This window comes from Paenibacillus sp. CR_12 (assembly GCF_041953985.1).
Taxonomy (GTDB): domain Bacteria; phylum Bacillota; class Bacilli; order Paenibacillales; family Paenibacillaceae; genus Paenibacillus_AQ; species Paenibacillus_AQ lautus_A.
Genome location: NZ_JAVFHO010000002.1, coordinates 375,118 through 390,208, shown reverse-complemented (window position 1 = coordinate 390,208; position 15,091 = coordinate 375,118). Strand labels below are relative to the sequence as shown.

12 protein-coding genes and 1 pseudogene are annotated in these 15,091 nt (G+C 47.9%); 10 read left to right on the top strand and 3 right to left on the bottom strand.

What is annotated here, in order from left to right; all coding sequences use genetic code 11:
- Positions 1-162 precede the first annotated feature (162 nt).
- On the top strand, positions 163-1,482 hold the full coding sequence (locus RB297_RS05445) for a sensor histidine kinase (RefSeq protein ID WP_375119966.1): 1,320 nt from the start codon (positions 163-165) through the stop codon (positions 1,480-1,482).
- Positions 1,483-1,659: 177 nt separating this feature from the next.
- On the top strand, positions 1,660-2,601 hold the full coding sequence (locus tag RB297_RS05440; protein WP_192571723.1) for a hypothetical protein: 942 nt from the start codon (positions 1,660-1,662) through the stop codon (positions 2,599-2,601).
- A gap of 118 nt (positions 2,602-2,719) precedes the next feature.
- On the opposite strand, the pseudogene RB297_RS05435 reads toward RB297_RS05440, so the two are convergent.
- Positions 2,720-3,606: pseudogene (locus RB297_RS05435) on the bottom strand (helix-turn-helix transcriptional regulator).
- Positions 3,607-3,731: 125 nt separating this feature from the next.
- Here RB297_RS05435 and RB297_RS05430 point away from each other — a divergent pair.
- A complete protein-coding gene (locus tag RB297_RS05430; RefSeq protein ID WP_375119965.1) occupies positions 3,732-4,640 on the top strand; it encodes a DMT family transporter in 909 nt (302 codons plus the stop codon).
- A 111-nt stretch (positions 4,641-4,751) separates the two neighbouring features.
- Positions 4,752-5,237: a DinB family protein gene (locus tag RB297_RS05425; protein WP_277746002.1), complete on the top strand. Its 486-nt coding sequence runs from the start codon at positions 4,752-4,754 to the stop codon at positions 5,235-5,237.
- Positions 5,238-5,466: 229 nt separating this feature from the next.
- Here RB297_RS05425 and RB297_RS05420 read toward each other — a convergent pair whose 3' ends face one another.
- Positions 5,467-6,366, bottom strand: coding sequence for an EamA family transporter (locus RB297_RS05420; protein ID WP_192571727.1), 900 nt, complete (start codon positions 6,364-6,366; stop codon positions 5,467-5,469).
- Positions 6,367-6,594: 228 nt separating this feature from the next.
- A complete protein-coding gene (locus RB297_RS05415) occupies positions 6,595-7,494 on the bottom strand; it encodes a dihydrodipicolinate synthase family protein (protein ID WP_375119964.1) in 900 nt (299 codons plus the stop codon).
- 711 nt (positions 7,495-8,205) lie between these two features.
- Between RB297_RS05415 and RB297_RS05410 the strand changes: the two genes are divergently transcribed.
- The 6 genes from RB297_RS05410 to RB297_RS05385 all read left to right on the top strand — a co-directional run bounded on the left by RB297_RS05410 (position 8,206) and on the right by RB297_RS05385 (position 15,011).
- Positions 8,206-9,954, top strand: a complete 1,749-nt coding sequence (locus RB297_RS05410; protein WP_375119963.1) for an ABC transporter substrate-binding protein — start codon at positions 8,206-8,208, stop codon at positions 9,952-9,954.
- Between the two features lie 99 nt (positions 9,955-10,053).
- Positions 10,054-11,007: an ABC transporter permease gene (locus RB297_RS05405; protein ID WP_015735600.1), complete on the top strand. Its 954-nt coding sequence runs from the start codon at positions 10,054-10,056 to the stop codon at positions 11,005-11,007.
- A gap of 65 nt (positions 11,008-11,072) precedes the next feature.
- Complete coding sequence (gene opp4C, locus RB297_RS05400; protein WP_228468988.1) at positions 11,073-11,957, top strand: oligopeptide ABC transporter permease; 885 nt, start codon at positions 11,073-11,075, stop codon at positions 11,955-11,957.
- A gap of 7 nt (positions 11,958-11,964) precedes the next feature.
- Positions 11,965-12,948 carry an ABC transporter ATP-binding protein gene (locus tag RB297_RS05395; protein WP_375120571.1) on the top strand — a complete coding sequence of 328 codons (984 nt, stop codon included), beginning with the start codon at positions 11,965-11,967 and terminating at the stop codon, positions 12,946-12,948.
- Positions 12,941-13,906: an ABC transporter ATP-binding protein gene (locus RB297_RS05390; protein ID WP_277745998.1), complete on the top strand. Its 966-nt coding sequence runs from the start codon at positions 12,941-12,943 to the stop codon at positions 13,904-13,906. Before RB297_RS05395 ends, RB297_RS05390 begins: the two co-directional genes overlap by 8 nt.
- 154 nt (positions 13,907-14,060) lie before the next feature.
- On the top strand, positions 14,061-15,011 hold the full coding sequence (locus tag RB297_RS05385; RefSeq protein ID WP_375119962.1) for an ArsR/SmtB family transcription factor: 951 nt from the start codon (positions 14,061-14,063) through the stop codon (positions 15,009-15,011).
- Positions 15,012-15,091: the final 80 nt, after the last annotated feature.

Sequence of the window (15,091 nt, the reverse complement as noted above, 5' to 3'; positions counted from 1 at the left end):
AAGCATAGAAGTTCTCGTAATAACTCTCACCGTATTTCCTTCGTGTGTTAGACTAACCTTATACCATTTGTTAGGAGTCTGTGTGAAGATGAAGACATTCACGATTGAGACGATTCGCGGCGTCGGATACCGAGTGGGAACATGAGGATGCGCACCTCGTTAATGAGCAAATACCTGGCTCTGATGATGACCGCATTGCTGCTATGGCCGGTTATTCCAGCGATGTTTTATTTACCGGGTTACCTATTCAGCGAGCATTCGATGTATCGTCCGGAAGAGATCACTCGTAGGTGGCAAGAGGAGGCCATCAAGCTGAATGGTGCAGGAAGTGCCGCGATTTATGCCAAACTAGGCGCGTTGAGCAAGGAATATCCGGAGGCGGAGATGTTCTGGGTCGACTCGTCGGGTAGAACGAATGCGATCAAGGTCACCTCGAACGATATCCCGGCGCAATGGAATTATGAGGATATGCTCTCGCTTCAAACCCTGGATAGCAGCCAGGAAGCGTTTACCTTGACGGCTCTCATCGGAAACGATCCAAAACAAGGCTTTATGGTGATGAGTCTTCCCGAATCTTATATTATATCTGCGGAAATGTCGTTTCCAGAAAACATGCCGTTAGCCATTATGTTCTTCACCGTCTGTCTATGCTTCTTGGTACTGTCATTTCTATTCTTCGTGAATCTTCGAAAAAGATTGATTAAACTTCGATTAGCGATGAACTTAAGCGGGAAGACCGGCTTCCCAAATGAAGTCGTTATTAGCAAGGAAGACGAGATTGGAGAGCTGGAAGGAGCCTTTAACCGGATGGTCTGCGAGCTTAAAGAAAGTCAGCAGCGTGAGCGGGAGGAGGAGGAACTGCGTAAGCAATTCATTTCGAATATTTCCCACGATCTCCGGACTCCGTTAACTGTCATTCGGCAGCATGTTCATTCCGTTCGAAGTAATCCTGCTGCTTCCCAGGAACAGACGTCGCTTTCTATCATTGACCACAAGCTGGATGAAGTCGACAAGTTGATGGATAACCTGCTGTCATACTCACTGCTATCAGCGGGTAAGTATCCCATTAACATCCAATCGATCGATATCACTGAAGAAGTTCGTAACCGCGTGGCCGAATGGTATCCGATCTTCGAGGCAAAGGACTTTGATGTTGTTGTCGAGCTGCCTGATTGCCCGATCCTATGGAATGTAGACCCCATGTGGCTTCATCGGATCATTGACAATGTGTTCCAGAACGTGGTGCGTCATGCTGGAGTTGGCCGATACATCGGCATTCAAATCACGGATTATCCCAATCAGGCTATTATCGTACAAGACAAGGGGCCCGGCACTTGTAACGAGTCTCCTGAAAAAGGAGCTGGAATTGGATTGTCCATTGTATCCATGATGACCAGGGAGATGGGTTTGCAATGGGAGTTGAAGTCCGAAGCAAACGGAAGCTCGTTTTATCTTTGGAAGGATAGCGGCGGCAGCATTTAGATTACGATTGCATGCAGTTTCTTTTTTTGATCAATTACCTCGCGTAAGGCTACTTATGCAGAAATTTAACCCATTCTTAAACTTAAGGTCGCTTTACTTTTCGAATCAGAAGATAGAATGGGATATGCAAGCAGCGTTATTTAAGGAGGTAAGTAATCCAACATGAGGTATGATAACATGGCAATGTCGAAAGAGCTGCAGGCGCCGTTATGGATGAAAATGCGTCGTATATGCGGCTATGGAGCAGCCATATCGGTGTTGCCGTATCTGTTGATCAAAATCGTTTGGACTTTAGGTTTCTTCATTCCGACCGAACAAATGGGCGATGTTAGCTGGCGTGCGATCAACGCAGCTACCGTAGTGCTCGCAATGATCGGAATCCTGCTGGCGCTGGCGTTCAGCATGCCATGGGGCGAACGTCTTCCTGCTTGGCTGGTTGCCATCCCCATTTGGATGGGTACGGGTCTGCTGGTTCCTATGCTGCTCTTGGCACCGGTACTAGGACCGGCAGCCATGACTCGGGATAAGGAGGCAGGCGCGGCCGATGTTTGGGTTTATGAACAGTTGTTCGTCATGATATCGCTGGTCGGTGTCGGCATTTGTCTGCCTCTCGCCCTAGCAGGTTACGCCAGAACACGCTGGCCGGAGGCCTTCGGCACATTCATTGATTATCGTGATTTACCCGGGAACACTTTGAAGCTGCAGCAAACATTGGCCAAGTTTGTTGGAGTTGGCTGTATTCTACTCGGCACCATTAAGGTGTTTTGGGCTGCGGGAGGGACCTTCGGCATTGACCCGGCAAGAGTGGATGAACGCGATGTGTGGTGGCATCTGCTGACGTTTAGTACCGGAGCATGGTCTATCGTTGGAGCGTGGGGAGCTCGGGTTCTAACTTCGGATAACGGATCGCGAAGGTTTCTCCCCCCGATGGCAACGGTGTGGATTTCGTCGGGAATGTTATTCTCGTACAATCTCTTTTCCGCCATACGCACGGACTCCCAATTTTCGCCGGAGTACGCGTTGCTGCGGGTGTTGACCACGGAAGCGGGGATTATTTTGGGGATCATCATGGTAATGATCATTCTTCTTGTGCTGCACGATCGACGGCGAGTCTGGTAAATTACCCGTACCGCTGGTTTTTGTCAAACGACAAGAGGCATGAATACACTGAAAAGCCGCATGGTATGCGGCTTTTTTGTTTGAAGCATATAAAGTTCCTAAACTCCATTACGGCATGTTACGTTATTTTTTTCAGCTTTTTATAGGTTAAAGGTGTCATGTTCATTGTTTTTCTGAATTGATTGATGAAATAGCTGGTGCTGTTAAATCCTACCTGATAGGCAACGTCCGTGACGTTATTTTCGGGCTGCTGCAATAAAATCAGGCTTTTTTGAATACGGTATTCCATCACATAATTCAAAGGCGATTTCTTTAGAAGTCGTTTGAAGTATCGGCAGCATTCGGACCGACTCAATTGCCCCGCCTTTGCGATATCCTCTAATATGATTTTTTCAGCATAATGGTGATGAATCCAATTCAGCATTTGCTTCATTCTATGGTTCTTCAGCATATCTGCTTCTTTGTATGCTAATGGAAAACCGTTAACAACCAAATTTCTCCATATGTGAGTTAACTGTATCGTAAGGTCTAATTCATATAAAGCTGGACGTTGATGGATCAGTCGGTCCATTTCCAATATCGCATCCAGGATGTTTTTTGCCCAATGTTCCCTTGGGGGCAGGATGATATAAGATAAGTTCGTCGCTTCGATATAAGGATATACATACGTTCGAAAGAGCTCTTGTGAGAGAACAAAACTAGGCAAAACATTTAAACAAATATAGTGACAACCTGAGTCGTTATCATCTTCTGCCAGGTGCAGGGAGCCGCTATTAATAAAAATTCCGTCACCTTCGCGCAGCGTCACTTTTTCTTCTTGGATCTGAAAGATGGCTTGTCCTTTATGATCCGAACAAATTGAAATTCTTCATGCCAGTGCAAGGGGATATATCCATTGATGTTTTGACGAATGGTTGTGCGATAACATGCCATTGGCAAGACTGTGGTTCGATGTTCGGTCAGCTCTTTAAAATTTTGATCGACTTTGAAGTTTTTTGTTTGCATCCATATGAACTCAATCTCAATATACTTATATTTTTATGATCTGATTCTCGTATCTAATTATACATTTTCTCTTTATTATAGTCTGTAAACGATACTATTTTATAACTTTGATGGAGAGTTGACATATGGATAAAGGAAAAGGATTATTTTTCATCATGACAGGGGCAATATTTTGGGGAATCGGAGGGACGGTTGCAAAAAAGCTATTCCAGCAATACGGCATCGATATGGGTTGGTTCGTTACGATCCGACTACTTATCGCAGGATTACTGCTCCTATGCGTTCACATTTTAAAAAAAGGACCTGCCGATATTTTGGGGATCTGGAAGAATAAAAGGTTCTCGTTACAGCTCGTTATTTTTGGATTAGTTGGTATGCTCGGGGTTCAATATACGTATATGGCTTCAATAGAAAAGGGAAACGCTGCAGTTGCTACTTTATTGCAATATTTAGCTCCTGTAATGATTATTATATACTTGTTTGTCCGTAAGCAATCTGCCCCAACGAGAAAAGATATGTATACCGTTTCGCTCGCATTACTGGGTAGTTTTTTCTTGCTGACCAATGGTTCGCTGTCTCAATTATCCGTACCCTCAGACGCTGTGCTTTGGGGAATATTATCCGGGGCTGCCCTTGCGTTTTATACCTTGTATGCTGTTCGCTTTCTCGCGAAATACGACTCATTAGTCATTGTTGGCTGGGCGATGTTGATCGGGGGGGGTGCATTGAGTTTTATCCACCCGCCTTGGCAGATGAATATTAAAAGCTTGCCGTTCGAAGCCTGCTTATATTTGATATTCGTCATTATTTTTGGAACGATGCTGGCCTTTTGGTTTTATATCGAAAGCTTAAACCACTTATCGCCCAAAGAGTCAAGTCTTTTGGGGAGCTTAGAACCAGTGGCAGCCGTATTCACAACCGTATTCTGGTTAAAGGATTCGTTCGGATGGCTCCAATGGATTGGGATGTCCTGCATCATGGCTATGGTTCTTTTCTTAGCTTTGAATAGAGACGCTTCATCCAACAATACATGACATGCTAGAGGTAAACCTCGGATCCGGAATCTTCATAGAGGGAGGATAATGGAATTAGATCGCGAATCATGAGTATACGCAACAAAGTTTATGATTACAGGAGGCTGTGACATGTTGAAGCTATTCGAGTATAACTGGCAAGTTCGCCAAGATTGGTTTGACTGGTGCGATACCGTGAGCGAGGAAGAGTTGTTGAAACAACGCACCGGTGGCATAGGAAGCATTCTCTTCACACTGTATCATATCGTGACCGTTGAATATGCCTGGTTGTGCGGGGATTTGCAAGGGAAAGAGCTGGATATTCCTTCGTTCGAGGATTGTGCCAGCGTCCAAGGATTAAGAGATTATTCGGCCCGAGCCCATGCGGAAATTGCACCCTTCGTCTACGACTGGAATGATAGCTTGGAAGATCGCATCATGGTTGACACGAACCAGGACGGGGAACAGGAAAGATTTACATTCGGCGAAGTGATGCGTCACGTGATCGCCCATGAAATTCATCATATCGGTCAATTGTCTATCTGGTCGCGAGAAATCGGAAAGCAGCCGGTTACTGCAAACTTGATTCATAGAGGGTTATTCGATATTAAATGCTGATGCATTCTATTGAACGATAAACATGCCAGGGTCAGCATATGGACGAGTTCACAGCTATGCAATCGGCAAAGATGCCGAACTGCTTGTCCCCAACGAATGGCGTAAAGAGCAAAAATCCTTCAGTTCTAGTATGGAACCGAAGGATTCATTTTTTTGTTCTTACTCCATCTACTTGATATCGAGCCATATCCTATTGGGTTTAGCGGTTTTTTTGTCACATGCTTTTAGCTTACACAGTGGTTGTCAAAGCTTCTCCGTTCCGAGTACGAAATCGAATATTACTGTAAAAAATTCCGCCCAGAATGATGATCACGCCAATCCACTGAGACCAGCTTATGGTTTCTCCCAGGACTAAAGAGGACATGGCAATGACAACCGGCAATTCGGATGACGTAAGAATGGTCCCCAATCCCGAACCGACATGCGGCATTCCAATCGAATACAGAAGAGGGGGGAGGACGCCGCCGAATATGCCCAGTGCCAATCCGTAAGGAATGATCCCCACGAATACATCCAAGTCGAATAAAAACGTTGGCGGAAAAACGATAAATACGGTCAATACGCCTCCCGTGGAAAGTAGGGCGCTTTTTAAAATGGGAGGGGTTTCCTTTTCAACCGACCCACTCAAAAATACGAATGCGGAAAAGGACGATGCCGCAAGCATTCCCCAGAGGCATCCCTGCCATGATAACACTATGGGTTCTTGGAATAGGATATTGGCTGCCAACACGGAACCAGCCAAAAGCAAGGCGATGGAAATGAGTTTCGTCTTGGTTGGCTTTTTCTTGTGGAATACCCACTCCAACAAGGCTCCGATCCAAACAAATTGGAACAAAATAACGATTGCTAGAGAGGCGCTTAAAGTTTGTAGGGCTTGATAATAAAATATGCCCGTTAACCCGAAGGGAATTCCAGAAAGGATAAGCTTTAAAGCTTGGATCCGAGTCAGTTTTTTCTTTTTGGTAAATAACACGGCAAGCCAACAGAGGACAACGCCGAAGAGATACTGTCCTCCGGTTACTGCGGACACGGTGAAACCTGCTGCATAGGCCAATTTAACGAAGGTGGACAAAACCCCATAACTGCAGCCTCCTAAAAAAACGATCAATGCATAGTGCCATAATTTCATCTAATCATTATCCTCCTTAGTTAAACGCAAAAAAGCCACACAAACGACCGTACGGCCTTTGCGTGGCGAAAATGGAGAGATAACTCTCCAGAAAAGTCCACATCTCCCAAATAGGTTTTAGGTAAGATATTAAGTTTCATTTAACAGTATAAAAGCATACTTTGATCCATGTCAATTACTATGTATAAAAATATTAGGGCTGCGCAACAGCCCCAATATAGATGTCAATCAAGATGATTCCATAAGTTGAATGTCTACAAGTATGGACTTCAAATGCTCTCTGGCTGAAGGATTCAGTGGTTGTAACGGAAGAGGGAGGCTGGGACTTGAAATCAAGTTATCCATTTCTGCTGCTGCAGATACTACGCGAAGACTACCAAATTGGCGAAATAACGTCCAAATCGGTTCGAGCTGTTTAGAAAGGCGATTGGCTTCGTCTGCAAAGCCCTCCAAAGCCAATCGAGTCATCCTCATGCATGTCTTAGGAAATAAGCCTCCCAGCACCGAGTACCAAGCTTCACAACCTGCATTCAAGCCGATGGCTGCAAACGGATCATTGCTTACTCCGATGGTTACGCTGGAAGGAATGAGCTCGCGAAGATGGCTTACTCGTGTCTTGGCTGCTTCAGATTCAGACGGCACTCCAGGGATCTTGATTGAACGTACATTGGGGAGCTCAGCAATTCGGCCATGCAGTTCATCGCTAAAATGAAAATGCGTAGTCCCCGGATTATCATAAACGCAAAGCGGGATAGAGAGTGAGCATGTCACCTGTTTATATAAGGAGTATACTTCTTCATCCGTTAATGCTTGGTAAGAAACAGGAGCTAACAGCACCGCACTTGCTCCTGCTCTTTGTGCGTCTTCTGCCAAACGAAGCACATCAGCCGTGCGCACTGCACTTATGCTTGTCATCACGGGAATGCCCTCAGCGTAACCGACCGCAAGTTGCAAAATCCGAATACGTTCCTCCCGGCTTAGATAGGCATAGTTACCTGTCGAACCCAGTGCCCCGATGGAGTCTACGCCTGCTGCTGCCAACCGTTCAATTAGCTTAACAAATTCATTTTCATTAATTCCTGTTTCATTCATTGGGGTCAGTGGAAATGCGGATAATCCATGGAACATGAAGCTTCACTCCTCCAAAAGTTAACTTTCATAAATAACACAAATTATAAGAATCAACTGGACTCACTTAAAGATCCAATTTCAAAACACTCATTTAGGCCAATTTATCAAAGTAATATTGGTGTGTCAGTTTCAAATAAAAAAGTACCTTGATGGAAGTGGATATGCCGTCGGTAGACGGAACCGGAAAAATCGGAAAAGAGGGGGAGGAAAAAAACTTTTTTTTAAAAAAATTTATGTGAAAACCGGAATGGAATTACTAAATTCGGTCGATATGGACAACTCAACATCAAGATAAATAACGGACCGGAATCTCCCAGGGCCCAATAGGTCATAGCGATACAAGAACAGATGCAGCTTGAACATTCGATTTCTACCTATTAGGAGGCATGTCATTCCATAGAAAACGGAGATGGAAGGACAAGAATCGATAGAAGGAAGCCATCGCAAACCTTGGAGCACCAAAGATGATTTGATATCCAACATTTGAACAAATGCCGGCGAAGTTACGGCCAACATTGTAATGTCCAAAAGTAGGCAGAATGTTTCTGTCTAGACAGAAACACGCGGAAGTTAGCTATTTACAGAATCAATAACGCTGGCTAAAATGAGCTTACTGATGCATCAGTTTGGCAATAAATCCTACTTAACCTATTTGAATTATAACATTACTCGGGAGTTAAACCCTAAAAAATGGCAAAGGTGGTTTCTATGAGAAAACAACGATATTCCGGTTTGATATGGTTAGGGTTATTGTCGCTATTCTTGATATTGTCTGCTTGCTCCTCCGGATCTGCTAACAAGGAGACGGCGGCATCGCCGCCGACAACTCCAGAAGCGAACGCATCCAGTGAGCCGGCTGAGCAAGGTACGGAGGCCTATTTGCTCGAAGAACCCTTTGCTGCAACCGATTTAAACAAGCTACCGGACAGAGCGAAGCAGCGTAATGATGCCATTATCGTCACTCTGGTGAATCCGAGCGGGGCATTCACACCATATTTCACCCAAGTGGGTTATGACGGTAATGTAAACTCTGTTCTGTACACTCCGCTTGTCCGCGTCGATACCGATGGTTTACCGGTTCCTGGTCTCGCGGAGAAATGGGAAATTTCCGAGGATAAGCTGACGTATACGTATCATCTTCGGGAAGGGCTGAAATACAGCGATGGTTCCCCCATGACAACCGAGGACGTGGAATTTACATGGACCTTGCTTCATGATCCGTCGTATGACGGTCTCAACAGCGTGGTGGAGGCGAAGATCAAGGGAGGTCAAGCCTACAAGGACGGAAAAGCGGATTCCATTGAAGGCATTCAAATTATCGACGAGCGAACGATTTCCGTGACGCTGGAAGAGACCAACGCAACGGCGTTGACGGTGCTCGGTGGACCGATATTGTCTAAAGCCTACTACGGAAAGGATTATCAGTTCGGCAACCTGGACTATATTAAGAACCTGCACGCCAATCCGATCACGAACGGCCCTTACAAGCTGGAGAAGTTCATTCCGGGCCAAGAAGTGCGTTTTGTTGCCAATGAACACTACGCGTTAGGCAAACCGGAGACCGAATACTTCATCTACAAGACGACGGAGGGCGACACTTGGCAGTTTATCGAAACCGGAGAAGTCGACTATGGCAGCTTCTCGGCTACGACGGATAACATCGAGAAACTGAAAGCCCTTGGTTTCCTGAACCTGATTCCGTCCACGGCCAGCAACTACGGCTATAATCAATTCAATCTGGAGAGGGATCCATTGAAAGACAAGCGGGTTCGCCAAGCCTTGACTTACGGCCTGAATCGTCAGCTGATCTACGTGGATTCCAGGCAAGGGGCAGCGTCGATCGCCAACATCCCATCATCTCCGATTCTGTGGTCCTATACCGAGGAGGATATCAACCCGTATCCGTATGATCCGGAAAAAGCAAAACAACTGCTGGATGAAGCCGGCTGGACGGTCGGCGCAGACGGCATTCGGGAGAAGGAAGGGGTCAAACTTCGTATCAACTATCTGGGATCAAAGAGCCCGAATACCGATATTTTCATTGCCGTCGCCAAAGAGAACTATCAAGAACTCGGGGTTGATTTCGTGCCTGAGCAATTCCCGGACTTTAACACACTCGTATCCAAGGTCAACAGCGGTGATTATGACATGGCTTCGTTCTCGACGACGATTATCAGCGATCCTTCGCAAGGGGTGGAGCGGTTCATCAAAGGCGAAACGAAGGGCTACGACAATCCGCGCATCGAAGAGCTCTACGCCCAGGGTCTTGCCACGGGCGACGTCGAAGAACGCAAAGCGATTTACCACGAAATGTTCAAAATATTGAATGACGAATTACCGATCATGTTTACCAACTATACCAAATCGGTCATCGCGATCAACGGGCGCATCGACGGTTTCGAATTGAACCCGCTGGCGGGAATCGCATACAGCTTGCCGGGATGGAATCTGCAATAAGCCAGCTGGCAGCTGGAAGGAAGATTAGACTGCTCTATCAAAGAAGACATCTCCTGCCTGAACCCATCAGGCAAGGAGATGACTAATGAAGGAGAGAACATGAGAACCTATTTGCTCCGAAGATGCTTGTACATGCTCTTGATATTAATTGGCGCATCCCTGTTAATCTTCTTCCTGTACTCCCTAACGCCAGGCGATTATGTCGATAACAACTTGAGTTTGAGCGAGGAGCGCAAGGCGGAACTAAGGGAAATCCACGGGTTGAACAAACCTGTCATCGAACGATACGTTAATTGGATGGCCAACATTTTCACAGGCGATTTCGGCTATTCTCTGGCTCAGCAGCGCCCCGTCCTCGACCTGTTTCAGGATTACATATGGAACTCCTTTGTGCTGGCGGTGGTTTCCACGTTCTTCACCTGGTTCATCGCGGTTGTCGTGGGCGTTATAACGGCCTATAAGCAATATTCGCTGCTCGATACCCTGGTTATGATCGGCATCTTCGCCGCGATGTCGATTCCTTCGTTCTTCATCGGATTATTCCTGATCAAAGTATTCGCCGTCGATTTAAAGATTCTCCCGCCAGGGGGAATGATTACGACGGGAAGCCGGGCCGAGGGGTGGGACTACGTTGTCGAGGTGCTGCACCATATGCTGCTTCCGGCCGCCGTTATGATATTGCTCGGCGTCGGGTCGCTCACCCGTTATTTCCGCAGCAACATGCTGGAGGTGATCCGGCAGGATTATGTCCGCACCGCCCGTGCGAAAGGTTTGAAAGAGAGAACGGTGCTGTACCGCCATGCATTGAAAAATGCGATGCTGCCCGCGATTACGTTGATCGGTTTCGAATTGCCGGGCCTTTTCGGCGGCTCAATCATCATTGAGAAGATTTTCAATTGGCCGGGCATCGGCCAGTTGTACATGCAATCCTTCACGGTGCGGGATTATCCGCTCCTTATGGGCTTTACGATGTTTTTGGCTATCTTGACGGTCGTCGGGACGCTCATATCCGACATCCTCTACCACACTTCCGATCCCCGGGTCAGGCTTTAAAGAAAGGAGGGACTACCTTGTCGATCCCAACGACGGCAAGTCAAGCCGGAAAAGCCGCCCGAAGAATGGATGTTCCAGACTCCCTGTGGAAGCAATCCACTCGGCAACTTAGGAAAAATAAGCTGGCCGTAGCCGGCTTCGCCTTTATCGTGTTGATGTTTGTCGCATGCTTTATCGGTCCGTTGTTCTCGCCGTATGCGGATGGCAAAATCAATCCTGCCATGATGCACAAGCCCCCAAGCGGCAAGCATTGGCTCGGAACGGACCTGCTCGGCCGCGACGTGCTGACCCGACTCTTGCAAGCAGGCCGAATATCGCTCACGGTCGGTCTTGCGTCCATGGCGCTGTCTATGACGATCGGGACGGTTCTCGGCGTCATCTCGGGTTATTATCGTGGAGTAGTCGACCAGTTGATCATGCGAACCGCCGATTTGCTCTTCACGATTCCGGGTCTTCCAATTCTCTTTATCATGGGTGCGCTGATGTCGGATTGGAAGGTTCCGACCGACTATCGGCTGTATCTGGTCATGCTCATGCTCAGCATCATCGGATGGCCCGGCGTAGCTCGGCTCGTCCGCAGCCAAATGCTGACTTTGCGGGAACGAGAGTATATGCTGGCTGCCGACGTGCTTGGTCTCAGCGATAAACGGAAGCTGTTTCGCCATTTGCTGCCTAATGTCTTCCCGCTTCTGATTGTCATCGCCACGCTTAGCATCGGTGGTGCTATACTGTCGGAATCTGTCCTTAGCTTCTTCGGGCTGGGGGTCATGCCTCCAACGCCAACTTGGGGAAATATGATCGATGCGGCCAACAACGTCATCGATTTTGAGAAACGGCCCTGGCTGTGGATTCCACCAGGCTTGGCCATTTTTTTGACGGTCATTGCCATTAACATTTTCGGCGACGGTTTGCGTGACGTACTCGACCCTAAACAGAATACAAGCAGGTGAACGGATGATGAATTCATTAATCGAGATCAATCACTTAAGCACTTATTTCGAATCCGGATCCGGAACGGTCAAAGCAGTGGATGATATCAGCTTCCGTATCCGCGAAGGCGAAACGGTATGCGTCGTGGGCGAATCCGGCTGCGGCAAGAGTATTACGGCCATGTCGATCATGGGACTGGTCGAAGGGCCGCACGGGAAGGTGGTGAACGGCAGGATCCAATTTGGGGACAAAGATCTTCTGAAGATCAGCAAAGAAGAGATGCGCCGAATCCGGGGCAACGACATCTCGATCATTTTCCAGGAACCGATGTCCTCCCTGAACCCGGTCATTACCATCGGCAAGCAAATCATGGAGCCGCTCATGCTACATCGGCGAATGAACAAAAAACAAGCTTATGCCCGAGCGCTCGAATTGATCGAGCTGGTCGGCATTTCCCGAGGGGAACAAATCGCGGCTTCCTATCCCCATCAATTGTCGGGAGGCATGCTGCAGCGGATTATGATTGCAATCGCGATCTCGTGCGGGCCCAAGCTGTTAATCGCCGACGAACCGACGACCGCACTGGACGTTACCATCCAGGCGCAGGTGCTGGAAACGCTTAGGGAAAGCAAGGAGCAATCCAATATGTCAATGCTGCTGATCACGCATGATCTTGGCGTAGTGGCCGAGATGGCGGATTATGTCATCGTCATGTACGCGGGGAAAATCGTCGAGGAAGGAGACGTCGAGGAGATCTTCGACCATCCGAAACACCCGTACACGAAGGGATTGTTGAAATCGAAGCCGATCATCGGCCAGCGCTCGGAGCAGTTATACTCCATCCCTGGTCAGGTTCCCAATCCGCTTGAATTGACGGAATCCTGCTATTTTCATGATCGCTGTGAGAGCTGCATGCCCGTCTGCCGAACCCGGCAGCCGTCATTAAGAGAAGTGGAGCCCGGTCACAGGACGGCCTGTTGGTTGTACGAAGAGGAGGCGCGGCATGAGTGAAGCATTGCTGGAAGTACGACATTTGAAAAAATATTTTCCCATCACCGCAGGGCTGCTTAACCGTACCGTCGGTCATGTCAAAGCGGTTGATGACATCAGCTTGAGCATACGGGCCGGAGAAACATTCGGCCTGGTCGGCGAATCCGGCAGCGGCAAAAGCACGGTCGGGCGCACGATTCTTCGGCTTCATGAGAAAACCAGCGGGGACATCCTTTATAAAGGAATCCCGTTTCACGAGCTTCCCCAATCGGAGATGCGCAAACTTAGACCTAAAATGCAGCTTATCTTTCAGGACCCCTACAGCTCGCTGAATCCGCGAATCCGCATCGGAGACGCAATCGGCGAAGCGCTGCTTGAGCACGGTTTGGCCGAAAAAGACGAGGTTCGCAATCAGGTATTGGATGTGCTGGAGGCTTGCGGCTTATCTGCCTATCACTACAATCGGTTTCCGCACGAGTTTTCGGGCGGCCAGCGGCAGCGGATCGGCATTGCCCGCGCTCTGGTGCTGAATCCCGATTTTATTATCGCCGATGAGCCGGTGTCTGCGCTTGATGTATCCATCCAGGCACAGATCATCAATTTGTTTCAAAGGCTTCAGCATAACCGCGGATTAACCTATTTGTTCATTTCGCATGATCTAAGCGTCGTAGAGCATTTGTGCAATCGCATCGGGGTGATGTATCTTGGTTCCATGATGGAAATGGCTTCGCGTGACGAACTGTTCAGCCGTCCGCTGCATCCTTATACGCAAGCATTGCTGTCGGCGATCCCTGTCCCGGTTCCGAGGCTGAAGCGGGAGAGAATCGTACTTAAAGGGGATATTCCAAGTCCGGCCCATCCGCCTTCCGGCTGCAAGTTCCATACACGCTGCCCATATGCCTTGGCGCAGTGCAGGGAGGTCGTGCCCGAGCTCCGAAACGTGGGGGACGATCATTACGTGGCTTGTCATCTCGTTTGAAGCGGCACGCCATTTTCAGATCATTTTATAACACATTGAGGATATGCCTTGGGCTGTGTCGTCCGATGCCAAATGTTGTACAATATGAACGAGACGTTTGCTGAATTAACGGCATTCAGTCCGTCATAACAGGTCAAAGAAGGAGTGCAACTTGTTGTCCTATCAATTGGAATTATCGTTCAGTCCCGTCAACGAACTGATCAACAGCCTCCATACGTATCTTTGCAAAAGCTGGCACAAACGGATTGATCTTGGTCCTGACTGGACTCAGAATGTACATGCATCCTTGTCTTCAGAATTCGCCGATCAACTGGAACAGACCGGAATCGATTTGGAATGGAAGCTGCTTCATCTTCTGGCCTATGTGTCCCCGAACAAGAATAGCGTCGAAGATTTTCTATCCTGGCTGCATAAACTCACGTTGGGCGAACTTTATGCCGTGCTGTCGCCGTATGTCCAGACGTTTCCCGAAGATTTCGGCGCGGTACGAGACCGGCAGCATCGGATGCTGTCTGAATGGAACGAAGTCTATTTTAAGCATATCGACCAGGAGATCGTCACGGCTTTGCGTACCGAAGCGGAAGAGAAGACGGAATGGAATGAATTTGAAGCTTACGAGAAGGCGGCAGCCTTGACGAACGGGTTTTGTTTCGAGCCGGTGAACGGGCTGGAGAAGCTGGTTCTGATTCCGCATTACCATTTTCAGCCCGGCAATATCTTTTACTCGTACGGAAGCCTGACCCTCTGCCATTATGCCTCCAGGATCGAGCCGCATTCCGAGGAAGAAGATGAGCCGTCGCTTCAATTATACCGGCTTCTCCGCAGCCTGAGTGAAAAGAGTCGTTTGCGAATCCTGCACTTTTTGCGCAGCGAACCGCGCACTTTTATCGAAGTGGTTCGACACCTCGGCATATCCAAAGGCATAACGCATGACCATATTTTCAATTTGCGCTGCGCGGGGCTGCTCAACGTTCATGTCGTCGGGGAGACGGTATCGACCTATAGTTTAAGAGTGGAGCGAATTCAACAAATCGAACAGGGGCTCTTCGATTATTTGGGAATGAACCCTAGCCTATTATCCAATCCCGTTGATGAAATGGTATAACCGAGCAACGAGTGTTGACCGAATCGTCGGAGACACAGCTTAAAGCAGAGATAAACTGCTTAGCTGTGTCTTTTTTCGTT

Excerpts from the sequence above, each read along its gene's own strand:
- RB297_RS05445 (WP_375119966.1), top strand. The coding sequence starts at position 163 with ATGAGCAAATACCTGGCTCTGATGATGACCGCATTGCTGCTATGGCCG.
- RB297_RS05440 (WP_192571723.1), top strand. The coding sequence starts at position 1,660 with ATGGCAATGTCGAAAGAGCTGCAGGCGCCGTTATGGATGAAAATGCGT.
- RB297_RS05430 (WP_375119965.1), top strand. The coding sequence starts at position 3,732 with ATGGATAAAGGAAAAGGATTATTTTTCATCATGACAGGGGCAATATTT.
- RB297_RS05425 (WP_277746002.1), top strand. The coding sequence starts at position 4,752 with ATGTTGAAGCTATTCGAGTATAACTGGCAAGTTCGCCAAGATTGGTTT.
- RB297_RS05420 (WP_192571727.1), bottom strand. The coding sequence starts at position 6,366 with ATGAAATTATGGCACTATGCATTGATCGTTTTTTTAGGAGGCTGCAGT.
- RB297_RS05415 (WP_375119964.1), bottom strand. The coding sequence starts at position 7,494 with ATGTTCCATGGATTATCCGCATTTCCACTGACCCCAATGAATGAAACA.
- RB297_RS05410 (WP_375119963.1), top strand. The coding sequence starts at position 8,206 with ATGAGAAAACAACGATATTCCGGTTTGATATGGTTAGGGTTATTGTCG.
- RB297_RS05405 (WP_015735600.1), top strand. The coding sequence starts at position 10,054 with ATGAGAACCTATTTGCTCCGAAGATGCTTGTACATGCTCTTGATATTA.
- opp4C (WP_228468988.1), top strand. The coding sequence starts at position 11,073 with ATGGATGTTCCAGACTCCCTGTGGAAGCAATCCACTCGGCAACTTAGG.
- RB297_RS05395 (WP_375120571.1), top strand. The coding sequence starts at position 11,965 with ATGAATTCATTAATCGAGATCAATCACTTAAGCACTTATTTCGAATCC.
- RB297_RS05390 (WP_277745998.1), top strand. The coding sequence starts at position 12,941 with ATGAGTGAAGCATTGCTGGAAGTACGACATTTGAAAAAATATTTTCCC.